21 protein-coding genes are annotated in these 23961 nt (G+C 54.8%); 15 read left to right on the top strand and 6 right to left on the bottom strand.

Annotation, left to right across the window (positions count from 1 at the left end):
- Together xseA and dapF are read right to left on the bottom strand one after the other, a co-directional pair.
- A partial coding sequence (gene xseA, locus RMSM_RS13780) for an exodeoxyribonuclease VII large subunit (RefSeq protein ID WP_236622128.1) occupies positions 1–534 on the bottom strand: 534 nt, incomplete at its 3' end.
- A complete protein-coding gene (gene dapF / locus RMSM_RS13775; RefSeq protein ID WP_040766461.1) occupies positions 531–1376 on the bottom strand; it encodes a diaminopimelate epimerase in 846 nt (281 codons plus the stop codon). The genes dapF and xseA, both read right to left, overlap by 4 nt.
- Before the next feature lie 211 nt (positions 1377–1587).
- On the opposite strand from dapF, the gene RMSM_RS13770 reads away from it, so the two are divergent.
- On the top strand, positions 1588–2808 hold the full coding sequence (locus RMSM_RS13770; RefSeq protein WP_160168291.1) for a 3-hydroxyacyl-CoA dehydrogenase: 1221 nt from the start codon (positions 1588–1590) through the stop codon (positions 2806–2808).
- A 665-nt stretch (positions 2809–3473) separates the two neighbouring features.
- Here RMSM_RS13770 and RMSM_RS13765 read toward each other — a convergent pair.
- The gene (locus RMSM_RS13765) at positions 3474–4556 is read right to left on the bottom strand and encodes a DUF368 domain-containing protein (RefSeq protein WP_008696948.1); all 1083 of its coding nucleotides are present in this window, start codon (positions 4554–4556) and stop codon (positions 3474–3476) included.
- A 176-nt stretch (positions 4557–4732) separates the two neighbouring features.
- Between RMSM_RS13765 and RMSM_RS13760 the strand changes: the two genes are divergently transcribed.
- Both RMSM_RS13760 and lexA read left to right on the top strand, forming a co-directional pair.
- The gene (locus tag RMSM_RS13760) at positions 4733–5542 is read left to right on the top strand and encodes an undecaprenyl-diphosphate phosphatase (RefSeq protein ID WP_008696946.1); all 810 of its coding nucleotides are present in this window, start codon (positions 4733–4735) and stop codon (positions 5540–5542) included.
- A gap of 158 nt (positions 5543–5700) precedes the next feature.
- Entirely contained in the window at positions 5701–6300 is a 600-nt protein-coding gene (lexA, locus tag RMSM_RS13755) for a transcriptional repressor LexA (protein ID WP_040766459.1), read from the top strand.
- Positions 6301–6352: 52 nt separating this feature from the next.
- On the opposite strand, the gene RMSM_RS13750 is transcribed toward lexA, so the two are convergent.
- Together RMSM_RS13750 and RMSM_RS13745 are read right to left on the bottom strand one after the other, a co-directional pair.
- Positions 6353–7702: a sigma-54-dependent transcriptional regulator gene (locus tag RMSM_RS13750; protein ID WP_008696943.1), complete on the bottom strand. Its 1350-nt coding sequence runs from the start codon at positions 7700–7702 to the stop codon at positions 6353–6355.
- 10 nt (positions 7703–7712) lie between these two features.
- Entirely contained in the window at positions 7713–9323 is a 1611-nt protein-coding gene (locus RMSM_RS13745; RefSeq protein ID WP_008696941.1) for a sensor histidine kinase, read from the bottom strand.
- 477 nt (positions 9324–9800) lie between these two features.
- Here RMSM_RS13745 and RMSM_RS13735 point away from each other — a divergent pair, with 477 nt between their 5' ends.
- Positions 9801–11039, top strand: a complete 1239-nt coding sequence (locus tag RMSM_RS13735) for a DUF1207 domain-containing protein (protein ID WP_236622127.1) — start codon at positions 9801–9803, stop codon at positions 11037–11039.
- A 241-nt stretch (positions 11040–11280) separates the two neighbouring features.
- Here RMSM_RS13735 and RMSM_RS36840 read toward each other — a convergent pair whose 3' ends face one another.
- Positions 11281–11847, bottom strand: a complete 567-nt coding sequence (locus RMSM_RS36840) for a hypothetical protein (protein WP_081614153.1) — start codon at positions 11845–11847, stop codon at positions 11281–11283.
- A 293-nt stretch (positions 11848–12140) separates the two neighbouring features.
- Here RMSM_RS36840 and RMSM_RS13725 point away from each other — a divergent pair, with 293 nt between their 5' ends.
- From RMSM_RS13725 to RMSM_RS13680, 11 genes are all read left to right on the top strand, one after another.
- Positions 12141–13709, top strand: a complete 1569-nt coding sequence (locus RMSM_RS13725) for a sulfatase family protein (protein WP_081614152.1) — start codon at positions 12141–12143, stop codon at positions 13707–13709.
- Between the two features lie 323 nt (positions 13710–14032).
- Entirely contained in the window at positions 14033–14233 is a 201-nt protein-coding gene (locus RMSM_RS39820) for a hypothetical protein (protein ID WP_008696931.1), read from the top strand.
- Between the two features lie 96 nt (positions 14234–14329).
- Positions 14330–14851: a tRNA (adenosine(37)-N6)-threonylcarbamoyltransferase complex ATPase subunit type 1 TsaE gene (tsaE, locus tag RMSM_RS13720; RefSeq protein WP_008696930.1), complete on the top strand. Its 522-nt coding sequence runs from the start codon at positions 14330–14332 to the stop codon at positions 14849–14851.
- Positions 14848–15984: a phosphotransferase gene (locus RMSM_RS13715; protein ID WP_008696928.1), complete on the top strand. Its 1137-nt coding sequence runs from the start codon at positions 14848–14850 to the stop codon at positions 15982–15984. The genes tsaE and RMSM_RS13715 overlap by 4 nt, the downstream gene beginning before the upstream one ends.
- Positions 15985–16041: 57 nt before the next feature.
- Positions 16042–18675, top strand: a complete 2634-nt coding sequence (locus tag RMSM_RS13710) for a protein-disulfide reductase DsbD family protein (protein ID WP_008696926.1) — start codon at positions 16042–16044, stop codon at positions 18673–18675.
- A gap of 1 nt (position 18676) precedes the next feature.
- The gene (locus RMSM_RS13705; RefSeq protein WP_008696924.1) at positions 18677–20053 is read left to right on the top strand and encodes a tRNA modification GTPase; all 1377 of its coding nucleotides are present in this window, start codon (positions 18677–18679) and stop codon (positions 20051–20053) included.
- Between the two features lie 2 nt (positions 20054–20055).
- The gene (locus RMSM_RS13700; protein ID WP_008696922.1) at positions 20056–20655 is read left to right on the top strand and encodes a methylated-DNA--[protein]-cysteine S-methyltransferase; all 600 of its coding nucleotides are present in this window, start codon (positions 20056–20058) and stop codon (positions 20653–20655) included.
- Between the two features lie 209 nt (positions 20656–20864).
- Positions 20865–21593 carry a deoxyribose-phosphate aldolase gene (gene deoC / locus RMSM_RS13695; RefSeq protein ID WP_008696920.1) on the top strand — a complete coding sequence of 243 codons (729 nt, stop codon included), beginning with the start codon at positions 20865–20867 and terminating at the stop codon, positions 21591–21593.
- 538 nt (positions 21594–22131) lie between these two features.
- Complete coding sequence (locus RMSM_RS13690) at positions 22132–22563, top strand: Minf_1886 family protein (protein ID WP_008696916.1); 432 nt, start codon at positions 22132–22134, stop codon at positions 22561–22563.
- The gene (locus RMSM_RS13685) at positions 22517–23383 is read left to right on the top strand and encodes a class I SAM-dependent methyltransferase (protein WP_081614151.1); all 867 of its coding nucleotides are present in this window, start codon (positions 22517–22519) and stop codon (positions 23381–23383) included. Before RMSM_RS13690 ends, RMSM_RS13685 begins: the two co-directional genes overlap by 47 nt.
- A 58-nt stretch (positions 23384–23441) precedes the next feature.
- Positions 23442–23961: MFS transporter (locus tag RMSM_RS13680; protein WP_008696913.1), on the top strand; the 520-nt coding region annotated here is incomplete at its 3' end.

Below are 23961 nucleotides of genomic sequence, written 5' to 3'. Positions count from 1 at the left end.
CGCGGGAATTACCACAATGTCGGCGCCGTGGTAACGGTTGGATGCCGCCTGCAGAAAATCTCGCACCGCCGCTCCGGAAGGGCTCGTTACGATGCCAATTCGACGTGGCAGCGCCGGCAGTGGCCGTTTTCGCTCGGCGGCAAACAAACCTTCGCGTTCGAGTTTGACCTGCAATTGCTGAAACGCCAATTGCAGCGATCCCATGCCTTGCGGCTCGACCTTGCGAACAACCAGTTGGTAAGTGCCGCGTGCCGCATAGACATCAATGTTGCCAAAACAGAGCACCGCCTGGCCATCTTCGAGATCATGTTTAATTCGCATCGCGGTATTTCGCCAAAGCACTCCGCGGATTTGCGCGTCGTCGTCTTTGAGCGTGAAATAGATATGACCGCTGCGTGCACGAACCAAATCCGAAATTTCACCGGCGACCCACAGTGCTGGAAATGTCCCTTCCATCACCGCTTTGATATGACCGTTTAACTCCGATACCGAAATCGCGTGTACCGACTCGCCGGCTAGTGCAGCATCACTCACGCGTTCCATTCTCCGGAAAAGACTTCGACGGCGCCACCGGTCATCATCACGTGGCCGTTCGTTTCGGACCACTGCAGCGTTAGGTCACCACCGAGCAGGTGATTCAGGATCTTGCGGTTGGTTTTTCCGGTCAATACGCCAGCGACACAGACCGCGGACGCACCAGTGCCGCACGCCCACGTCTCGCCGCTGCCGCGTTCCCATGTCCGCTGTCGCACCTCGTCTTTTGAGATGATTTCGACAAACTCGATGTTGGTACGGTTGGGGAACCGTGGATCCGTTTCGATCTTGGGGCCGAGTCCGAGTACCAATTCGTCGGTCGCTTCGGGAACAAAGATGACGCAGTGGGGATTGCCCATCGAAACACAGGTGACTGCTAGTTTGTGGCCATCGATTTCGATTTCGTAATCCACCACCTTGCCGCTCTCGATGATCGACGTAGGGACCTTGGGGGCTTCCAAGATCGGTTCGCCCATGTCGACCGTCACCGCTTCGACTTTGCCGTCGCTGCCGATCGCAAGCGACAAATCGAGTACACATCCACCTGATTCGATTTTCAATTGTTCTTTTTGAGCGATCCCATGGTCATAGACATATTTTGCGACACAGCGAATGCCGTTGCCGCACATCTCGCTTTCGCTGCCATCGGCATTCAGCATCTGCATTCGCGCGTCCGCGACATCGCTAGGACGGATCAGGATCAATCCGTCGCCGCCAACGCCGAAATGGCGATGTGAAATCGATTTTGCCAACTCGGTGATATCACAGTGATCAAGATTTTCGGCAAAGCAATCGACGTAAACGTAGTCGTTGCCAGCGCCATGCATTTTTGTAAATCGCATCAAACACAAATTTCGCGGGAGGGATCGTCGTGGCTAGCTGTTTCCATAGAAAGGGTAAATCTAAACGGAATTTTGCGATTTGCGTAGGCGGCAACCTTTTGAGCCAGGAATGCAGCATCTACCAAAATGGGGGAAATTGCAGCAGAATACGCACACGGCGATGGACTGCCCGCATCGCTCAAACGCTCGCCCCCCTCATTGGATCTTGATCATGTCGCGGCCTGATACACTGCTCGTTGGATTAGGGGTGGTGGGACGCGCGATCGTCCGTGCTCACTTGACTGCCAACGTCTCGGTCACGATTGGCGACCTGGATGGCGAAGCGGTTGATAAATGCGTCGAGGAACTTGATTTAGATCTATCGGTTTGGACCGTGTCCGAGCCGCATTCGGATATGGCCGACATGACCACGATCGACTTGACGCATCGCGATCACGTCTCGACCGGCAAGTCGCCGATCCTGATCGAATCCATCGTCGAGCGGTTGCAGGTCAAGCAAACGTTTTTTCAGCATGTCGAGCGATCGCTTGGCGAGCAATGGATTTTTTGTAGCAATACATCCACGCTTCGTATCGGCGATATCGCGACGTCGCTTGATGATCCATCTCGGTTGATCGGGATGCATTTTTTCATGCCGGTCGAGTCTCGAGACGCAATTGAGGTGATTCCGACGGCGGACACAGCGTCAGACAATTTGGCAGCGGTCACAGCGCATGTTCAGCGGCTCGATCGTTCGCCGCTGGTAGTGGCCGACGCTCCGGGGTTTATTGTCAATCGCATGCTCTCGCCCTATCTAAACGAAGCGATGTTGTTGCTCAGCCAAGGGGCGACAGCGGAACAGATCGAGCAAGCGGCGTTGCGATACGGAATGCCGATGTCGCCGCTGGAATTGATCGATTTGATCGGTTCGCGAACGATGTTCGATGCAGGGCGTGTCTATTGGCAATCGTTTCCGACACGTATTGATCCTTCGCCGATGTTGCCGGCCATGATAAAAAAGGGCCGCGGCGGACGATTCAGCGGCGGTGGGTTTTACGATTACGCCGACGCGCGTCGCAGCGAGTCACTGGCACCCGCCGCGGTTGAAATTCGGGATAAATATGCACGCAATACGAGAGACTTCGCAGACGACGAGGTGCAGAGCCGCCTGAGTTTGGCGATGTGGATCGAGGCGGCACTGTTGCTGCGTCAAGGTGTCGCCCAAACACTTGAAGAAATTGAGATTGCGATGGCGGGCGGGCTTGGGTATCGCCCACGCGGAGGGTGGTGCGTCGGTTTCGACCGGATGGGGAGCGACGTGATTTATCGCAATATTGTGGTTGCGGTGCCCGATTCAAAATCGTTGCAAGCGCCGGAGGATTTATTAGAGCTATTGCTTCGCTGCAGTCCGAGCGAGGCGATCGCTGTCTTTGCAAACCTCAAACATCCATAGCGAAAGTGCTCCATAGCGAAAGTGCGGACTGTCATCGGCGTCGAAAAAAATTTTGAAAATTGACGAATCCCGTGAACCAATTTGCGGTATCGATCGTCTGAAAAAATGTCCTCCGAATTACTTGCCTTCGCTTGCGTTGGTAGTGATAATGGGGATTGCCGTGTTGCGATAACGCGTCGCAACGAAACTTTCCGTACGATCTTCAGTCCTCTCTGGTTGGCACCCGGATTGAAATCGTCAAACAAGATTGTGAAAGGAGGTGATCAAGTGGATTATTGCTGTACTTGCCAACGGGGTGGTAACCCGTAGTAAAAGTCGGCGGGCTGATGCTTCGGCGCAGCCACCCCACTCGCGATCATCTTCGATGGTACTGCGAGACATGCCCGTCTGTTGAGTTGCACTCTGCTCTCGACAGGCGGGTTTTTTAATGCGCGATCGATCGCTATGAATCAAAATCGGCGTCTCCACAGTGGCTCGGAAAATCCTTGTCCGGCACTGGACTGCCAATGTCACTGCTTTCTTCGGTGCCGTCTTCGCGGTAAGTAGGGCCGTTTGCTCTGGCCTAACTTTTGGGTGCATCGTCCGTCAAAGTATAGGGCGAAGAATATAGGACAAGCCGTAGCTCGCTACCTGTGCAGTCACGAGTCACGCGGGGGCGTTTCCAGCTATGCGGGGTCGTTGTGGTCGATCTTGTTCGCGATGCTTTCGATCACAATCACTAGCGCCGCTGCGGCAACGGCTAGGCCGACAAGGACTGTGATGCTGCCAGGCCACTGGCTAGCGGAAACAAATTCCATCTGACGAAACTTGCTTTCGAGATCAGCCGTCTCGGGTGTCGGTCGTTGTAGCGGCCATAGTTTGCCGACGCTGCCGATCATCAATCCGATTAGCCCCGCCATCGTGGTGCTACGGTGATGCTCTAGCATCCAACGCAACAATCGCGAGAACGCCAGCAATCCAAAAGCACAACCGCTGGCGAAGACCGCGATCTGGACCAGCGATTCCAGCGTCACATTGCCTCGCGCTGCATCTTTAATCAGTCCGGTAACCGGGTGATACACTCCGAACAACAACAATACAAATGCGCCACTGATCCCGGGCAAGATCATCGCGCAGATCGCCACCGATGCGCTCAAAAACAAAAACGGAAGACTCATGTCTCCCTCGCCCATCGGCATCAACGTGATTGCGACGGCCACTGCGATGCCCAACCCACACGCGACCACTTGGGGCACCTGCCATTTACTGACATAGCTTTTAACGATCCAAACGCTGGCGACGATCAAGCCAAAGAAAACCGCGAAGGTCTCGGGTTGTTTGTGGTCCAGCAACCAATGCATCAGCCCGGCTAGCGAGACAATTCCTGTGGCGATGCCAAAACCCAACGCGGCCAAAAAACGAAAGTCAATGTAGCGCCCTGCTTCACGAATTTTGGAATGCACTACCAGCGAAACAAATTGTGAGTCTATGCGAGAGATACAGGTGACCAATCGTTGGTAATGACCCAGGATCAATGCGACCGTGCCACCGCTAACTCCCGGCACGGTGTCTGCCGCCCCCATACAGAAGCCGCGGACCACGTTCACGACGTCGCCCAAAACGGTCGGACTTGTTGCGAGATCCTGCGGTGGCCCGACGGTGCTATCGCCTGGGCTGCTACCATCGACTGGGCCGCTGCCATCGATCGGGCCAGAGGCGATTTGGTCAGCTCCCGTCTGACTTGCAACGGAGTCTTCGCTGTGGTGCATCAAAACTTTCCTGTTTTTGAATTAAGTCGCGGTGGACACAGCGACAACTATAATCCGATTTTCTAACACTGGACGTTGCCCTTCCACAACTGCGGACCGCCCTTTAAAACCCGCATGGCTCAATCCGAGTCCGTCTCGCTGTTTCGCCCCGATCTTCGCCAAGGACTAACCTAGCCGTGTTACAGATTCTATTTCTCGCCGTGGTGCAAGGGATCGCCGAGTTTCTGCCCATCAGTTCATCGGGGCATTTGGTGGTACTCGGAGCGTTGACGGGCAAATTGAGTGAATCGCCAACGCTAGAGATCATCCTTCATGCCGGCACGCTTGGTTCCATCCTGGTGATCTATTGGCGACGTATCCTTGATCTTTTGTTCAGCGATCGTCGTGTGATTGGCATGCTAATCGTCGGTACAATCCCGGCAGTCATCGTAGGTTTGACGATCAAGAAAAACTTTGAATGGCTGATGCGATCGCCACTTTTAGCAGGTTCGATGTTGATCGTAACCGGAATTTTCCTGGTTTTGCTCGGCCGTCTCAAACCTCGCGACGGCGAGTACCAAAAGATGAGTCTACTGGCCGCGTTTGGCGTGGGCTGCTTCCAAGCGTTTGCGATTCTGCCAGGCATCAGTCGCAGCGGATCCACGATCCTGGGCGCTCGACTGTTGGGAGTGAAGAACGAAGATTCGGTTACGTTCTCTTTTCTGTTGGCGATACCCGCGATTTGTGGCGCCGTCGTGCTCGAATTGAAGGATTTTATCGAAGCACGCCAGCTTTCTGCAGCGATGCAGGCCGACTCCGCGGATGTCGCGTTTTCGCCGACCGCTTTGGCCATCGGAGCCGTGGTCTCCTTTTTAGTTGGCATCATCGCGCTGAAATGGCTAATCGGCTGGAGCCGCCTGGATCGCCTTCACTGGTTCGCATGGTGGTGCATCCCCGCTGGAGTGGTGGCTATTGCGGTTTCGTTAGGGGGTGTGGTCTCCCCTTAGTGGGATCGTTCTCATCAAGAAGAGCCCCGCACAGACGGGGGCAGGTCGCCCACGCCAGATTACTGTGGACACGCGTTTAGTGCGTGGTACAATCGTTAGCATGCGCTTGTTATGCTAGCGACATAGTGACCCCTAAAGTGTTAGAAAAGGCCCCCTCGATGTCGGCTCAACTCACAGACCGCCAGCAGAATGTATACGACATGATTCGCTCGCTGATTGTTAAGCGAGGTTACGGGCCAACCGTCCGGGAGATTGGTGAACATTTCGGTATCAAGAGTCCCAACGGGGTGATGTGTCACCTGCGTGCTCTTGAGCGTAAAGGCTTGATCATCCGAAGTCCGAATAAATCACGGGCGATCGAATTGACGCACGCGGCGGACCGTAACCCCAACAGCCTGTCGATGGGCGGGGTTGTTGCCGGGTCGCCTTCGGCGCTTTCGGCCGACCAAAACGAACGAGTCGACTTCAGCGAGATGCTGTTTGGCGACAACCGATTCGTGTTGCAAGTCAGTGGTGACTCAATGGTCGACGCCAAAATCGTCGATGGCGACTACGTGATTGTGCAACGCCAAGACCATGCCTTTCCGGGGCAATTGGTGGTGGCGCAAACACCCGATGGCGAATCCGCATTGGCGTTTTGGCACCCCGAAGCGGATCGCATTCGGTTGCAATCAGCCAACGCGGCGATTCCGCCTCGATACGTGAAGACCGCTACCGTGGTCGGAGTCGCAGTGGGATTGGTACGCACCGGAATCTAAATCGCCTGTCTCGCTGCTTTGGCATTCCGCGTGGGTGAAACGAATCGCTTGATTAGCTCGCCAACTTTTTCTCTTCGGCGGAATTGATTTTGTTGTACAGCGTTTTCAAGCTGACTCCTAATTCTTCGGCCACGGCGGGCTTGTTTCCATCGTGCCGGGAAAGGGCTCGCTCGATCGCGATCATTTCCATTTCACGCAACGTCATTGGTTCCGACTCTCGCAATTCTTTTCGCAATTGACGACGTCCAAAATGACGCGGAAGGTGTTCGGTTCCAATCGGCAGTGAATCACACAAGATCGCTGCATGCTCGACCACATTGGCAAGTTCGCGAACGTTTCCTGGCCACTGATGCGACTTGAGTTCCGCGATCGCTTCGGGTGTAAAGAGATGTTCGCTGCCGCCATCGGTTCGGTGTCGGCACAGTAAGTGCGACGCCAATGGAACGATGTCTTCGGTGCGCTCTCGCAGTGCGGGGACATGAATTTCAAACGTGTTGATTCGGAACATCAAATCTTCGCGGAACGTTCCCTCTTCGACCATTTTTTCGAGATCGCGGTGAGTGGCGCAGACGACTCGAACGTTGACGTTGACGGTTTGGTTGTCACCGAGTCGACGGATATCACCGGTTTCGAGGACTCGCAGTAATTTGGCTTGCATCGCAAGCGGCAGTTCGCCAATTTCGTCCAGAAAGATCGTGCCGCCATCGGCGACTTCGAACAATCCGGTGCGTGCTGCGTCGGCGCCGGTGAAGGCGCCTTTGCAGTGTCCGAACAGTTCGCTTTCGATCAGGTTTTCTGGTAATGCACCGCAGTTGATTGCGACCATTGGCTGCTCGGCACGCAAGCTAGAATCGTGGATCGCGCGTGCGACCAATTCCTTGCCACAGCCCGTTTCGCCTCGAATCAGCACGCTGCTTTCGGTGGGAGCGACCTTGGTGATTAGGTTCCGAACGGCCTCCATCGCGGCGCCGTTGCCGACCATCTTGCAATCGCCTTCGGCGCGTTTTAACCGATGTTGTAGCGCTGCGAGTTGGCGTTTGGTTTGACGACGCTCGGCCACGCGTCCAAGCAGTCCGGCAATGTCGGCTAGACGGCAGGGTTTGGTTAGGTAGTCAAATGCTTGGTGACGCAGCGCCGCGATCGCGGTTTCTTGACTCGGTTTGCCGGTCATCACAACCGCTTCTATTTCAGGACGCAATTCACGCGCCTTGCCGATGACATCGATACCATTCATGCCCGGCATGTCTAAATCGACAAGCAGGCAATCGAACGGTTCTTTTTCGAGTGCGGCGACGGCCGTCAAACCGTCCGGACACACCGTCACGGTGTATCCCATTCTCGGTAGTTCGCTACGCATCAACTCTTGCAAGTTCTTTTCGTCGTCAGCGAACAAGATATGCATTGCATTACGTTTAGGCTGCTTTGACTGACTCATGATTCCATCCAATCGTATCGCGACTTTTCGTAGGGTTGTCTTCGTGTTCGGCGCGGGCGGGCAAGGAAACTTCCATTCGTGATCCACGCCCCTCGCCATCGCTGTGTGCGGTCAATGATCCGCCGTGTTGGGAAACGATGCGGTAGGTGATGCTCAATCCGAGTCCCGTTCCGGTGCCGTCGCGGCGGCGTGTGAAAAACGGTTCGAACAAGTGCTTCAGCACATCGGCGCTCATTCCACAACCGTCGTCTTGGACGATGACTGTGGTCGTATTGCCATCGCTGTGGACGTGTATGTCGACCGCGCCATCGGTATCCACGCTCTCCAACGCATTGGTGACCAAATTCAGCACGACTTGGCGTATCTCTTGCGGATTAACGTGGGCAAAGGCGGATTCGGCGATATGCGTACGCAATGTTTTGCAGCGATACTTGCCCACCTTGCTGACCATCGACACGACTTCTTCGACAAGCTCTTTTAAGTTTGTCGATGCACGTCGCACTTCACTCAAGCGACTGAAATCGAGCAGCCGTTCGGTGATCCCTTTGCAGCGGAAGGCTTCGTCTTCGATACGCCGCAAATTCGTTCGTACAATGGCGATAAAGTCATCGTCGAATTTGTTTTCGGTGCCTGCTAAACAGACGGCTTCCTCGAGTCGTGATTCAAGTGATTCGGCGCTCCAGGCAATGGTTGCTAACGGATTGTTGATCTCGTGAGCCACGCCTGCCGCCAAAAAACCGACGCTGGCAAGTTGCTCGTTCTGGATCACTTCACGGGTTCGCTCTCGGACTTGGCGATCCAAGTCGGTGCAGAGCGAATTGACTTTTTTGTACGCTTTCTGAAACCGGTCGGTCATTTCGTTCATCGCAGCGGCCAACTCGCTGAGCTCGTCGCCGGTTCCCAAGTCGATGCGGTGACTCAATTGCCCGCCGGCGACCAATCGTGATCCGACAATCAGTGTGCGAAAAGGTTTGACGACCAACGAGTGAAATCCCCAAACCAACAACGCCACCAAGCTCATCGATACGATCGTGCACAGACAGGCAACGGCAAACCAGGTTCGATATTGGCCGCGGACATCGTGACTAAACGCCGCCATGCCGCCATGGATCAGCGACAGGTGAGCGTGGGTTTGTTCGACCAGCGAATCGAGTCGCTCGGACAATTCGCTTTTCAACGAGTAGTCGATCGTGACGGGACGGCGATGAAAACGGTCCAGGTCATCGACTGATTTTCGTATCTCAGCCAAACTGAGTCGCTGCCGCGCTGCATCGACAAGCAAATTCGATTCGGCATCGATCGAGTTCAGTACGTCCTCGTAAAGCTGAAGTCGCAAATCAAGTTCTAGCAAAACTTGTTTGTAGCGAGACCGCTCAATTTCAACGAGCGGGTTTTCCAGAAGCGCGGCATCAATCATGCCGCCATTGTGCTGCAGATCCTTGAGCCGGCTGTTGCGATCCCGCAGCGTTTCAGCCAAACGATTGATATCATTGGCGTATGGGATCTCCGTCGCCCGCCGGCTGATCGCGTCGGCGAGTTGCTGGTAGCGGTTAAGCCCCCAGAAGCCGCTAAAGGCAAGGATCAACATGATCGTTGAAAGTAGCCCCAGAGCGGCAAAAAGTTTTATACGAATGGATCGTCGACGAAGCACGAAAATTCCCCTCCCTGGCCGAAAACGCGTGAAACATCCTTTTCATCGGCGCGAAACTTCAGCCTATCGATCTGCCAAGGATTGAACAAGATGAACCCAACGAGAAACTTGCGGTTCGATGGTTCACGGCTCTGCCAATTTGCGCGACCCTGCTAATTCCCGCTAAAAGGCTCGAACCACGAAAGTGATTCTCGCAATGCAATCATTTGCGAGCCCGTGTTTGCTAGCTTTGTTGGTCGTCATCGCTGCAAAATTTTTAGGGTAAAAGACGAAGCGTGTCTCTTGGAAATGTCGAAACAACACGAGTAGACTTGCTCGGATGTCTGGGGATGATTTCATCGCCGATCGATGTCCTGGGGTCTTAAACGCTTTCAAGGTGGGGCGTTTCATCTACCTCCGTGCTGCCGGTGGCACTTGATTCGTTCTCTCAGCCATTTCCGTTTTCAGCGTTCACGATCCGCGAAGCGGGCGTTTATTTTCGCGCTGCTGTTGTGTGGGATGACGCCTGAATCGATCCGCGGCAGCGAGGTCGATGCATCGTTGCTGCGATTAGCCAGCCATGGGCAAGAGCGATCGCCGATCGAGTTGCCTTGGAGCAAGCCGGTTGACGAGGCCTCTCTTCCGTTGACGGATGCTAGCGGAAACCAAAGTACGCGGGCCATCGATCCAAATCTCCATATTTTCGATCCAAGCCATGACAGTCCGGCGCTGCCATCGGATCGGACAGGTAATACGCCCGGATGGGAATTCGATAGCGGGCTGATTTCGGAGTCCCCCGGATCGCCCGAACAGTATGGATCTCCCGAACAGCATGGATTGCACGAACACGACGAAATGTCCGGAGAGTGGTTGCCATCGGTGCACTCATCGGTACCAAGCCAATCGCGGCCGCGGCCGGATTGGGTCATGTTGCCTGAAGGGTTGCTTTACAAGTCGTATCTCGCCGGGCCTCACGAGCCGCGTATATCAACGGTCCTGTTCAGCGATACCGAGAAGGGAGTGTTGTGGGATGCGACGCTCGGCGGACGCGTTGGATTGTTGCGGTACGGAACGCCGGGTGCCGCCGCTGCGGATGGTTGGCAATGGGATCTCGAAGGCGCCGTGATGGTGCGGTTGGATGTTGAAAATTCGGAAGACGTTGAATCGATGGACTTCCGGTTTGGAACGCTGATCACGCGAGCCGATGGGCCATGGTCGGCAAAGTTTGGCTACTTCCACATCTCGTCGCATGTGGGCGACGAATACATGGAACGCTTTCCGACGTTCCAACGAGTCAACTATGTAACGGAATCGTTGATCGCCGGCGTCAGCTACCAAGCCTCCGATCCGCTCCGTCTGTACGGTGAATTTGCGTACGCCGTAAAGACCTCTGGCGGAGCCAAGCCGATTCAAATTCAAATCGGCGCCGAGCATGTTCCGGTCCCGCTGCAGCCAAAACGCGGTGGCCCCTTCAACGCCATCAACCTTGACGTCCGTGAAGCGGTCGATTTTTCGCCTACCGTGACGCTGCAAACGGGGTGGCAGTGGCAGGGAATGGCGTCGCAACGCCGGCTTCGTTTTGGACTGCAATACTTGAACGGCTACACCACGCAGTTCGAGTTCTTTAACGAGCGGGAACGGCAGATTGGCGTCGGCAGCTGGTTTGATTACTGAGTCAACCGATTCAGCATCGTCACATGCGTTTGCAGCAAGCTCGCAACACCGCGACGTGATCCCCCGCGTTGCCGAAGCCACGAGCATTCCGTAAGACACCTAGCTGCTCAGTCAGCGTTTTGCTCGGTGCCCATGTTTTGCTCGCTAACGCAAAAAAAAAAACGGCCAACCCCGTAAAGGGCGGCCGCTTTTTGTTGTTTGGTTTTGTCACGTGGATGACACGCCATTCGATTCGCCGACATTATCGTGTCGCAGGGGTGGGCACGCCGCGAGCTACGTGAGGCTTTGAGCGAAAGATCTTGCGAGTTCGTTCGGGTTTATAAGCCGGTTCTTCGGATTCGACGATTGTTTCGCCAGGGTAGTGCGATTCACCAGAGATATATTCTCCGCCACTGTGAAACTCGCTCGGATAAGATTCCGAAACGCAGGATTCGCAACCGCAGCCGACTTCGCAACCCGAATCACACCCTGCGTCGCAACCACCATCACAGCCTGCTTCGACACCACATCGATATCCCCACAGACTCTCAATCCCTGAGAACACCGATCGACATTTGCCACATGATTGGCCGTTGTGGTTGCCGCATCGGTCGCATGGATCACAGGCGTCGGCGGGATGATTAATCCAAGGATCCACGTACAGCTCACCGCACCCTTCGCATTCGCCGCATCCGGGGCTGCCACAGCCACCGCCGCCGAGCATGAACGGGCCGTTGGCTCCGCCGCCGCACGTGGGACCGCAACAACCGGTGAACCAGAGGAGGGCGATGGAGAGAGTCAGGAGTGAGAGCTGTTGTGTCGGTTTCATTGGATTTAGACCTTCGTCGTCTTGCCGAGTGGATAGTTGTCAATTCGGCCATCCCAATCGACTCAGTCCAATAAATCCTTATAATCGGCAAAATTTAACAGCCGGAAAATGCTAGCAGGCAACGGGGATGCAGCAAATTCCCACGGCTTGCTGCGACCGAGTTATCATTGGTCCCTCGGCGTCGCGACATGTTGCTTGGCATCTTGCCCAGCCGTGTCTATTTCGCTCCCTTGGCTTCCTTCCTCCCCTTCCCCCCTTCAACATCCTTGCAGATCTGCTTTGGAGACGACTTCATGAATTGGCGTTTGATTGCTGGAACTCTTTTCGTTTGCTTTGCCTGCGGCAGTGCTGGTGCCCAATCGGGCGCTGAATCGTCTTCGGCCGGATTGCCTGAGGTTGGTAAAATCGATGGCGTTCAACCCCGAAACGTCGTTTTCATTTTGACCGACGACCATCGCTACGACGCGATGGGGTTCATGGGGCATCCGTTTTTGGAAACGCCGCATCTCGATTCGCTCGCCTCGGGCGGGGTCCATTTGAAGAATGCATTTGTCACCACGTCGTTGTGTTCACCCAGCCGTGCTTCGATTTTGACAGGACTGTATACGCACAAACATCGTGTGATTGACAACAATCGCGCGGTGCCTGAGGGAACGATCTTTTTTCCTCAGTACCTTCAAAACGCCGGCTACCGCACCGGTTTTATTGGCAAGTGGCATATGGGCGGCGAGCACGACGATCCACGTCCCGGATTCGACCACTGGATCAGCTTTCGTGGGCAGGGCAACTATTTGCCACCAGGACCGAAATACACGCTGAATGTCAACGGCAAACGGGTCAAGCAGAAAGGTTACATCACCGACGAATTGACCGACTATGCGATCGAGTGGCTCGATTCACAGAAGGACTCGGACGAACCGTTCTGCCTGTATCTGTCGCACAAAGCGGTGCATTCGAATTTCACGCCTGCCGAGCGACATGCCGATCGCTATGCCGATGCGGACCTCAGCTTTCTGCCGCGCGGCAAGGAGATCACGGCGGAAAACAACGCACCTCGCTGGGTTCGCGATCAACGCAACAGTTGGCATGGCATCGACTTTTCTTACCACAGCGACAATGGCCTCGATTATCTGTACTGCCGCTATTGTGAATCGCTATTGGCGGTCGACGATAGTGTTGGCCGAGTGCTCGATCAACTGAAAAAGATGGGCATCCATGATTCCACGCTGGTCATCTACATGGGCGACAACGGTTTTATGTGGGGTGAACATGGCTTGATCGACAAGCGTGTTTCATACGAAGCGTCGATCCGCGTTCCGATGATGATGCATTGCCCTGAACTTTACGAAGGCGGCACCGTGGTCGAATCGGTGATCGGCAACATCGATATTGGGCCGACGATCTTGCACGCAGCCGGTTTGAAAACGCCCGGCTACATGGACGGCAAGAGTTTTTTGGAGCTGCCCAACAATCCCGATTTGGATTGGCGAGACTATTTTCTGTATGTCTACTACTGGGAAAAGAACTTCCCGCAGTCGCCCACCCAATTTGCCCTCCGCGGTGATCGTTTTAAATACATCACCTATTACGGTCTGTGGGACGTCGATGAACTGTATGACTTGTCCAGCGATCCTGGCGAAACCAAGAATCTGATCAACAACCCCGATTACAAATCGGTCGCCAAACAGATGGAGAACCGATTGTACGAAATGCTGGGCGATGCCGGCGGGATGGACATCCCGATGAATCAGCCACGCGGCGGTTCGCAGAACAAACGATGGGCCGAGCGTGGTGGTGAGGAAGCTGCGGATTTCCCCGCGGCGATCGTGGTCGAAGAACCGCTGAATAAAGGTGCCCGCTAAGTCGGGCGCTGACTTCTGACGTCGCCAACCACCACCAGGGAGGTTGGCGACGAGCATCGGCCGTGATCCTAGCGTGTCGCGAGATTTTTTGGCTCTTCCGCGATGCGGATATTGGGCGGTGGTCTATTTTGCCTAATCCGCACCAGCGGTCAGGAGGAACTGAACACGCAGCCGTCACGGACGATTTTGATATCGGATTTTACGCAATATTCCGAACGAAACTTTTGGAAGGAGTCGGTCAACGCGATCGACAACGCGGATTACGGCTGACGAAGTGATCCTGCGGCTGGCCCTTCGTTTAGATTCCCCGTCGGAGTGTTCTCGTGAGCCGGTTGCCCCAAACGCCCGAAGAATTGGTGCTTCAGTTTGAGCTCGCCGAGATGCTCGAACTGCTTGAGGATCTCGGGTTCGAGTCCACTCCTCAGGCCGCCGCCGTGTTCAGACAGACGCTGAAAACGCTGGGCTGTCTCGAAAAGACGCTGGCCCACTTCGCCACCCCAACTTCGCAGCGTCACGCTGCCTAGTGGAATCGGTCCGGCATGCGGACAATCCGGCGGGCTCGCGGGATGTGGAATTTGATCTAAACTACTTCGCTTCACTACCAATCGGAGCGTCGGACCTTGGACCTCGAAAATACGAATCAGCTCGCGTTGAGCCTGTGTCATCTCGATCTAGAACATGTCGACTCGCTGGCACAGCGAATGGTTGCGGGGCTGTCGCCGGGGATATCCTTTGGCTTGGTTGGGACGCTGGGCGCGGGCAAGACACGAATCGTCCAGTCGATCGCGGCGGCGGCGGGCATCGATCCCGCAGATGTGACCAGCCCCACGTTTACACTGCTGCAAACGCATCACGGCTCGATCACGTTGCATCATATGGATGCCTATCGCGTCACCGACGACGATGAATTTTTAGAGTTAGGCGTCGAGGAACTTTTTGATGATCCTCAGGCCTGGACGTTGGTCGAATGGGCGGATCTCGTTCGTTCCGTCATGCCACACGAAACCGTTTGGATCAAAATCAATATCGAACAGGATGCGCGACGTCGTCAAATCACGATGTTCACTCACGACGATTCGCTGCGTGAATCGCTTCGTTTGATTCATCAACAGTGTGTCGACGATGGCTGGGCCGCCGCATGATGGATGCTGTCCGTGCGGTACTGGTGAATTGGTTCGAGCTTTCGGATATCCAATCGGTCGATTCGATTGCATCGGGATTGAGCGGTGCCGCCGTATTTCGCGTTACAACCATGCACGGTTCGACATGGGCACTGAAACGTTATCCGCTCCACACCTCCTTATCACGTGTGGACCAGATCCATCACGTTATGATCACTGCCAATGAAAATGGCTGCGATCTTGTGCCCCAGCTAAAACGATGCGGGGGTGTCGATGCAGCTGCGGATAATCGCAGCGCCGTTGATGATGGGCAATATGTTTGGGAATTGGCCCAGTGGATTGCGGGCCAGCCATGGCGCGAGCCGGCAAGCGGGATCGATCTGCTCGCGAGCGATCGAGCGGTTGTGACCAACTTGACCGCTGGCGTTGCAATCGATGCGGAATCGGATCGTCAACGCCATGAAGTGATGAAGCGTGGTGCATCGGCGATTGCGTTGTTTCACCGATCGGTTCGTTCGTTAGGGAACCACACTCAACCACCACCGTGCGTTTTGGCTCGTCAAAAACGGCTAAAGGAATTGAGTTTGCGAATGGACGCACTCCTCGCCAGCGATTTGACGCGGATCGAACATCCGCATTTGCGGTTTTCGCTGCAGATGGCGATCGAGCGATTCCGAGCCGATTGGAACCGACTGGTTGGTCCGTTTACCGGTACGTTGGCGACGTTGTCACATCAGCCGGTCGAGACGCAAATTGTGCTTGGCGATGTTCACGCCGAACACATCTTTTTTACCGATTCGTCCGACGATGACGCAGGCGAAGGTCGCTCGGTCGTCGGGATCATTGATTACGACGCGGTTCGTGTCGACGCACCGGCAACCGATCTGGCCCGCTGGATTTCCAGTTTTTTGGGTCAGTGTACTGACGTGCACCTTGCGTGGCATTCGGTATTGGCGGGTTATCGGCTAGAATCGTCATTGGATGAGAAGCAAGAAGTGCTTGCAAAGGGCATCGTTCACTTATCAGCCTGGATTAACCTTGCCAATTGGGCGTCTTGGTTATTGCTCGATAATCAGATTTTTTCTTACGATGACGAGCACATTGCCCAGCGGATCGATCAATGGATTCGAGTTATTGATAAACTCGGGAAATGATCGGTTGGCTAAGCGAATTGGATTCACGGCATCGAGCTTATTTGAAGCGTACTGAAAATGTTAAATAAAAACGGCGGCGGACTTCTCGGACTTGGATGTTTGTTACTGACCTTTTTGGTCGGTGTCCCCCATGTCGCAACAGCACAGACGGGATTCGGCAACGACGGCAGCGTCTTTTCCGATTTCTCTCTGGGCGGATTTGGACAAGACTCGGGGGACCCGGCGAAATGGGAAGCCAAGTACTTTGTTGACGAATCGGCAGCGCGAGGGCGTTTGGAAGTGATCGTCGATGTGGACGCGGGATGGCACATCTATTCGGTGACCCAGCCGTCCGGCGGACCGATGAAGACGAAGTTGTCGATCGAGTCACCTGAGTCGGTGGAATTGGCGGGCAAGTTCGTCCCCGACGAAGCACCTCACAAGAGTGTGTCGGAGATCTTTAAAGGGATTACGATCGAAGAGCATGGGGGACGCGTGGTGTGGTCCGCACCGATTGTCGTGCCCGCTGATTTTCGTGAACCGATTTCGATCGCGGTCGAAGCGCAGGTCTGTAAACCCGACGGCGCCTGCATCCCCATTTCGGAAACGTTGACGGCCGCCTTCGCAGGCAACGCGGCGGCTGCTGCGACGATGACACAGGCTGACGCTGAAGTCGGAAATCAGGCGGTTGCACCGGCTAAGTCGGTCGCCACAAAACCGTTCCGCGACGATGGATACGAGGTGCAGTGGACTGCGGAATTGACGCCTGCCACCGTGGCACCGGGTGAACGAGCGACGTTAAAGCTGACTGCGATTCCCGATGCGGGGTTCCATGTCTATCAATTGACCGTCGACGATGCCGATTTTTCGACCAACATGGTGGTGTCTGAGAAATCGGGACTCCGGGTTGGCGAACCCAAAGCGAGCAGTATTGCGGTGCCCGTCGATGTCAAATTGTTGCCGGGCGTGATGTTCCACAAAGGCACGGTGACATGGTCGATTCCAGTAGAGGTTCCTGCGGACGCCCAACTTGGTGACCACAAAATCGCTGGCATGATCGCGTACCAAGCCTGTACCGACAAGAGTTGCCAACAACCGATGGCGCTGTCGTTTTCAACGACGTTGGACGTCGGCAAGACCACAGCGGCCAAAACCTCAACGGCGGCAGTCCAATTCGCTCGCGCCAAACGCGCCGATGTGCTTGATGCGGCGGCGGAGACCGATTGGGTTGATAAACTGCAACCCAAACCAGCACCGGCTCCGCTAGATGCCGGCAGCGACACGACGACCGATCCGTCCGGCGACAATGATGTTGCCGAGGCAGCGAATGACGCCGGAGATGACACTGCACTCGATGGTAACGCTGAGGATACTGCGGATCATCCCGCCACCGAGGTTCAACCCATCGTAATCAACGATGGCGACGACTCGGAAGGACGGCCCTTTGCGGTCGTGTTGATGTTTGCGTTTCTAGGCGGGGTGATTCTGAACTTTATGCCGTGCGTGTTGCCCGTGGTGGGGTTAAAGGTGATGAGCTTTGTTCAGCAAGCTGGCGCGGATCGCAAGCGAGCGTTCTTGCTGAATTTCTTTTACGCAGCCGGCATCCTGTCGGTGTTCGCGCTGCTAACGGCATTGGCCGTCGTCTTTTCACTCTCGTGGGGTGAACAGTTTACCTACTTGCCCGTCCGGCTCGGTTTGACGCTGCTGATGTTTGCGATGGCGCTAAGCTACCTTGGCGTGTGGGAAATTCCAGCGCCGGGCATGGCCGGTGGAAAAGTGTCCCAAGATTTGCAAAAACGCGAAGGTTATCCCGGGGCGTTTGCCAAAGGAGCGTTTGCCACGGTGTTGTCGACGCCTTGTAGTGGCCCGTTTCTTGGAGCCATTTTTGGTTTGACGATCGCCTTGACGGCGGCAGAAACGACCGCGTTGATGATGACGATCGGATTGGGAATGGCGATTCCTTATATCATGATCGGTATTTGGCCTACGCTGGTTGCATGGTTGCCGAAGCCAGGCAATTGGATGGAAACGTTGAAAGAGTTTTTGGCGTTTTTGTTCTTGGCGACGGTCGCGTTCTTTTTTAACCAGTTCAGCGACGACCACAAAGTTCCTGTGTTTGTCACACTGATGGGTGTATGGTTTGGATGCTGGATCATTGGCAAAGTGCCTAATTGGGCCGATATCGAAAAACGTTTGTTAGCTTGGGTTAGCGGAGTTGGGATCGCGACGGCCATTGGTTTTATGGCGTTTCAGTACTTGGGCGCCGAGCCGGCTCCTCAAGACGGCGTCAAGACGATCGCCTGGGAAGAGTACAGCGAAGATCGACTGCAAGAATTACAGGCCGAAGGACGCACCGTGATGATTGACTTTACGGCAAAGTGGTGCGTTAACTGTATCGTCAACTACAACGTTGCGTTGAATACCGAAGAAACTCGCAAGGTGATCGAAGAACTCGATGCGGTGCCGATGTTGGCCGATTGGACCGATCACAACCCCGAGATCAAATCGAAGCTGGCTGAATTGCAGAGTCGTTCGATTCCCGTTTTGGCAATCTATCCTGGATCGAATCCGAACCAACCGATTGTGCTGCGAGACCTCGTCAGCCAATCCGCGGTCATTGACGCGTTGCGACAAGCCGGAGCAAGCGTCAACGACCCGGCGATCGCACGATCAAAACGGTCGCGATCAAAATCAACCGCGTTTGTCCATTAATATGCTCGATTCCAACGAAACCATCGTGGCGATTGCGTCACCGACCACGCCCGCGATGCGAGGAATTGTTCGCATGTCCGGACAATCGGTGGTGCCGATTTTGGAATCGGTCGGCGTAGTGTCCTCACACACGAAACGCCCCCAAGTGATCCACAGCCGGATCAATCTGGGAATGCCGCTTGGTGAAATGGACGTGACGGTGTCGTTGTGGCCCACATCGCAAAGTTATACGGGGCAACCGTCTGCGGAACTGCACACCATCGGTTCCGCACCGGTGCTGCAATCGATCGTCAGTGTGCTGAGTGCTGCGGGCGCTCGTGCGGCGCGTCCCGGTGAATTTACGATGAGAGCATTTTTGGCAGGGCGACTCGATTTGCCGCAAGCCGAAGCGGTGCTGGGCGTTATCGAAGCAGAGCAACGGGGATCGCTCGAGCATGCACTGAAACAATTGGCAGGCAACTTGTCTCGACCGCTCGAACAGATGCGCAGCGAAATGCTGGACTTGCTTGCCGACGTCGAAGCGGGACTCGATTTTGTCGACGAGGACATCGAATTTATCAGTGACGATGCGTTGGTCGATCGGCTGAGTGTGATTCATGCTGCGGTCGAAAAAACTCGCCAATCGATGGAATCTCGCGGAGGTAACCGTGCCCGAGCGATCGTTGCGTTTCGAGGAAATCCGAACGCAGGGAAAAGCCATCTAATCAACGCACTGGTGGGCCGCGAAGTGGCGATCGTGGCGGATGTCGCCGGCACCACTCGCGACGTTGTGTCGGTGGAAACGGTGCTTGGCGGAAACGAAATTCAGTGGGTCGACACCGCAGGAATCGAAAGCCGGGCACAGCAAGATCCGCTGTTTGAGATCACTGCCGCGTCCCAGGCCCAGGCGCTGCGTGCGTCGCAAAACGCGGATGTGCGGATTTGGTGTGTCGATGCTTCTAACGATGATCTTGCTGCCCAGCGGCGTTATTTTGAAACTCATGATGGTTCGTCCAAGCGGTCGTCGGTTGATATTTGGGTCGCGACGAAATCCGATCTGATCGATGTGGCGACACGGCAATCCGATTGGATCTATACCAGTGTGATCACGGGCGAAGGCGTTGATCAGCTGCGTGACCGCGTATCGCAATTCGTTGCGTCGCGTGACCAGGAAGAGGTCGGGTCGATCATGGGAACTGCCGCACGCTGTTCGGGGTCACTCGCCCACGCCGCCACGTGCATCGAAACGGCGATTCGTTTTGTTCAACAAGGCGACGGTCACGAATTTGTCGCGTCCGAACTGCGTGTCGCCGTGGAGTGTCTCGGTGAAGTCACCGGGACGGTTTACACTGACGATATCCTGGATCGCGTATTCGGTCGCTTTTGTATCGGGAAATAGAGATGCCATCGCTGAAACCAAGCATCGCCATCGTGCCGCAGCATCACTCACCGCCAACTCACAACAGGCGAAATCAAACGCCTGCTGCAGTGCATGTGGCAACGCATGATTCTCCGTTTGGCGTCCTCTATTCGGTCTGGACATCGCGTGGGTTGTGGCGTTTGCAGTGGGGAAACGAACGCCCTGAATGTTTTAGGCAAGTGCCTTCCAAGGCGGTTCGGGATTGGACGCAATCGCTCGATGAACGATTGCGTGCTTTTTTTGAACTGGGCTGTACCACGTTCGAGACGATCCCGGTGGACGAAACGAATTGGACTCCATTTGCGAAAGAGGTCTATCGTCATTGTCGCGAAATCCAACCCGGCACGACGCTCACCTACAAACAGCTTGCCGAGCGTGCGGGCAGCCCACGTGCAAGCCGAGCGGTGGGTAGCAGCATGGCTCGCAATCGCATTCCTATTGTGATTCCGTGTCATCGCGTGGTTGCATCTTCGGGGCATCTGTGCGGATTTAGTGCTCCCGGCGGTCTCGAGACGAAACAGTATTTGCTGGACTTGGAAAACAATCGTTCCGTGCAACTCACCGCTGCATTTGCACCGTAGATCATAGGTCGATAGGGGTGCTCGTTCGCCAGTCCCCTCCATTGACTGTATCGGACTGCCAAGATGATTTAAGGTATCCGTTGCTGAATTGCTGATTGCCATCGCTCGCGGTGACGATGTTCACCTCAGCGGCTCGTTGGCGACTCCGGCGGCTTTGCTTGGATACGACCTCGCCCCAAACGAACTAACGTGTTCCGAAAATTAAAACCATGAACAGCAATTTTACTTACTCGGACATCGCGAAAATGATCGATCATGCGTTGTTGGCACCAACGCTGTCGGCTTCCGATCTGGATCATGGAATCAAGTTGGCGTTGGCTTATGACGTGGCCAGTGTTTGTATCATGCCGTGTGCGGTGCCGCGATGTGCGGAGCTACTCGAAGGCAGCACGGTCAAGACATCGACGGTGATCGGGTTCCCGCTGGGGGTGAACACCACCGCGGTCAAGCAGGCTGAGGCCGAACGCGCGATTGCCGATGGCTGCGAGGAACTCGATATGGTCGTCAATATTTCCAAGGTGCTCAGCGGCGATTGGACGTATGTTCACGATGACATCCAAGCGGTGATCAATGTCGCGCACCAAGCAGGGCAAAAAGTCAAAGTGATCTTCGAGAATTGCTACTTGAATGACGATCACAAGATTCGTCTCTGTCAGATCAGTAGTGAATTGGATGCCGACTGGGTCAAAACGTCGACGGGGTTCGGAACCAGTGGTGCGACGATCGACGATCTGCAGTTGATGCGATCACGGGTTGCTGAAAACGTCCAGGTCAAGGCAGCAGGCGGAATTCGAGATCTCGATATGGTGATCAAAGTGCGAGAAATGGGCGTCACGCGGGTTGGCGCCAGTCGGACAAAAGAGATGCTTGATGAGTGTCGATCGCAACTCGGGCTTCCCTCAATCGGCGTAACCGCAGGCCCCACAAGCACTTACTGATTTCGGTAGAAAAAGTTGAGTACTTCTTCGGTCATCCGTCGTTATTTCGGTGCTGTAGAGTCGATTTTCAACACGTTGTGAGTTAGACTTGCTGAGAATGCAGCGCAAAAAATCCGAAATTTGCGGCAGATTTTCGCGTAATCATGAGCCCCCCACATTGCGGAAAATCGACTTTTAGGGTTTACTATCCGTAGAGCTTTGCTCTTCCCAGCGAACAGTTATCAGGTCCCTGTCGAGAGGGGCCTAACCAAGCTAGCTGGTGGGTGACCAACTCCGTCGTTTGCCCCACGACGCATTGTGTTGCCCACCAGCTTTTTTATTTGGGATTTGGCGGAAAACCGCTACTATTCGTGGCTGCCAACCGTGCGGCCCTACGCTGGTGTTGTTCGATCGTGATTGATATTCACACTCTTTTGTCGAAGGGCAATCTCAGTCGAATTGTTTTTTTTCGAGTGAGCGGTCAAAATAGAAACACGCGGCAGAGAAGCAATCGCTTCCTCGTCCGTCAAATCATTCGACGTGTTCCCAGAGTTCCCTCATGACGACTCCTCTTCAAGCGATTCGCGATTTACTGAACGAAGACAAACGTTATCGCATCGAAGCTTATCAATTTATTCGCGAGTCGCTGCATTACGCTCACGAGAACAACGAAGCGACGAGCGCGGCGATGGCGGATGTTGATCCATCGCCAGGAGTGTCTTCGGAAAATCCGAATCATGTGACGGGACAACAACTTTGCGAGTCGTGTCGACGTTACGCGATTGATCAGTATGGCTACCTTGCCAAAATGGTTTTAGCGAATTGGGGCATTCGCTCGACAAGCGACCTCGGTGAATTGGTGTACAATCTGATTCGCATCGAACAGATGCGTAAAAGTGAAACCGATCGCCGCGAGGATTTTGATGACGTCTTTGATTTTGACGATGCGTTCGAGCCTCAGTTTGAACTTGTCGCACGCGACGAAGACTGAGTCAAAACAAATACGATTGTGGTTGTGGGCCGGATGCTTCTGTGTCGGACTGATCGTCTGTTCGGCACCCAACGCTTCCGCTCAAGACTCCACCACGGCGGAACCGCCAACCTCACAAAGCTCTGCTGGTCCTGCGGCTTCCCCCCCGGATGAAAAGCCGCGTCGAACCTATCTAGGCCGCATCGTCGCCCAGCCGATGGGGCATCAAGGCGCCCCGTGGTTGATTCGTGACAACCGCGACGACGAAGAAAATGCGTCGGAGTCGTTTGTCCAGTTGCAGTTGACCGATGGCATGGTCGTTTGTGATCTCGGCTGCGGCAATGGTTATTGGACGCTGCCGATGGCGAAAAAGGTTGGCGAGAGCGGCCGCGTGCTGGCGGTCGACATTCAGCGTGAAATGCTGCAGAAGCTTCGTGTTCGCGGCGCTAAAGCCAAATTGCGAAACATCGAACCGATTCTCGGAAGCGTCGACAATCCCAATCTGCCCCTTGGCGAGGTTGATCTTATTTTGATGGTCGATGTGTACCACGAATTTTCGCATCCTGAATCGATGCTTTGGCACATGCACCGTGCTTTAAAACCCAACGGCGTCATTGCGCTGTTGGAGTACCGTGAGGAGGATCCTTCGGTGCCGATCAAGCCCCTGCATAAGATGTCAAAAAATCAGATCATGAAGGAGTACGAACGGAACCACTTCAAGCTTGTGAAAGAGTATAACATGCTGCCTTGGCAACATTTAATGTTCTTCGCTCGAGACGACAGTCCTCTGGAAGCAGTGGATCCGGTTCCAGCGAAGCAAGTCCTCGAAGCACTTCCCTAGACCGACGTCGCTTTTCAACCCGCCTGTTATTCCTCCCACCCAACGGAAGTCCCGCGCAATGGCTCCTAGTGTTCGCATCCGCCTGTCCGTCATGATGTTTCTGCAGTTCTTTATTTGGGGGGCATGGTATGTTACTGCCCCCAACTATCTGAGCACGATCGGATTCGGACCTGCCGATTTTGGAAATACTTACTCGGTGGGCCCAATCGCCGGTTTGCTCACGCCGCTGCTGGTCGGGCTGATCGCGGATCGCTTTTTCTCGGCTCAAAAAGTACTTGCGATCCTGCATCTTCTCGGCGGGGTGATCATGTTCGGGGCGGTGTCGTTCATGAAGGGGGAATCGCCTTCGCCATCGGTCATCAATTGGGGATTCTTTCTCGGCTACATGCTGACCTATTATCCGACGTTGGCGTTAACCAACACGATCGCGTTGAAAAACATGTCGGATCCGGAAAAGGAATTTCCCGGTATTCGGGTGCTTGGCACCATCGGTTGGATTGCAGCCGGTTTCGCATTGACTTTTACCGGATACGAAACCAATTCGGGAATGTTTTATATGACCGCCGTTGCTGCGATCG

Source organism: Rhodopirellula maiorica SM1, assembly GCF_000346295.1.
GTDB lineage: Bacteria > Planctomycetota > Planctomycetia > Pirellulales > Pirellulaceae > Novipirellula > Novipirellula maiorica.
This window is presented reverse-complemented; position numbering and strand designations above follow the sequence as displayed.

Excerpts from the sequence above, each read along its gene's own strand:
- dapF (WP_040766461.1), bottom strand. The coding sequence starts at position 1,376 with ATGCGATTTACAAAAATGCATGGCGCTGGCAACGACTACGTTTACGTC.
- RMSM_RS13770 (WP_160168291.1), top strand. The coding sequence starts at position 1,588 with ATGTCGCGGCCTGATACACTGCTCGTTGGATTAGGGGTGGTGGGACGC.
- RMSM_RS13765 (WP_008696948.1), bottom strand. The coding sequence starts at position 4,556 with ATGCACCACAGCGAAGACTCCGTTGCAAGTCAGACGGGAGCTGACCAA.
- lexA (WP_040766459.1), top strand. The coding sequence starts at position 5,701 with ATGTCGGCTCAACTCACAGACCGCCAGCAGAATGTATACGACATGATT.
- RMSM_RS13750 (WP_008696943.1), bottom strand. The coding sequence starts at position 7,702 with ATGCATATCTTGTTCGCTGACGACGAAAAGAACTTGCAAGAGTTGATG.
- RMSM_RS13745 (WP_008696941.1), bottom strand. The coding sequence starts at position 9,323 with ATGTTGATCCTTGCCTTTAGCGGCTTCTGGGGGCTTAACCGCTACCAG.
- RMSM_RS36840 (WP_081614153.1), bottom strand. The coding sequence starts at position 11,847 with ATGAAACCGACACAACAGCTCTCACTCCTGACTCTCTCCATCGCCCTC.
- RMSM_RS13725 (WP_081614152.1), top strand. The coding sequence starts at position 12,141 with ATGAATTGGCGTTTGATTGCTGGAACTCTTTTCGTTTGCTTTGCCTGC.
- RMSM_RS13715 (WP_008696928.1), top strand. The coding sequence starts at position 14,848 with ATGATGGATGCTGTCCGTGCGGTACTGGTGAATTGGTTCGAGCTTTCG.
- RMSM_RS13710 (WP_008696926.1), top strand. The coding sequence starts at position 16,042 with ATGTTAAATAAAAACGGCGGCGGACTTCTCGGACTTGGATGTTTGTTA.
- RMSM_RS13705 (WP_008696924.1), top strand. The coding sequence starts at position 18,677 with ATGCTCGATTCCAACGAAACCATCGTGGCGATTGCGTCACCGACCACG.
- RMSM_RS13700 (WP_008696922.1), top strand. The coding sequence starts at position 20,056 with ATGCCATCGCTGAAACCAAGCATCGCCATCGTGCCGCAGCATCACTCA.
- deoC (WP_008696920.1), top strand. The coding sequence starts at position 20,865 with ATGAACAGCAATTTTACTTACTCGGACATCGCGAAAATGATCGATCAT.
- RMSM_RS13690 (WP_008696916.1), top strand. The coding sequence starts at position 22,132 with ATGACGACTCCTCTTCAAGCGATTCGCGATTTACTGAACGAAGACAAA.
- RMSM_RS13685 (WP_081614151.1), top strand. The coding sequence starts at position 22,517 with ATGCGTTCGAGCCTCAGTTTGAACTTGTCGCACGCGACGAAGACTGAG.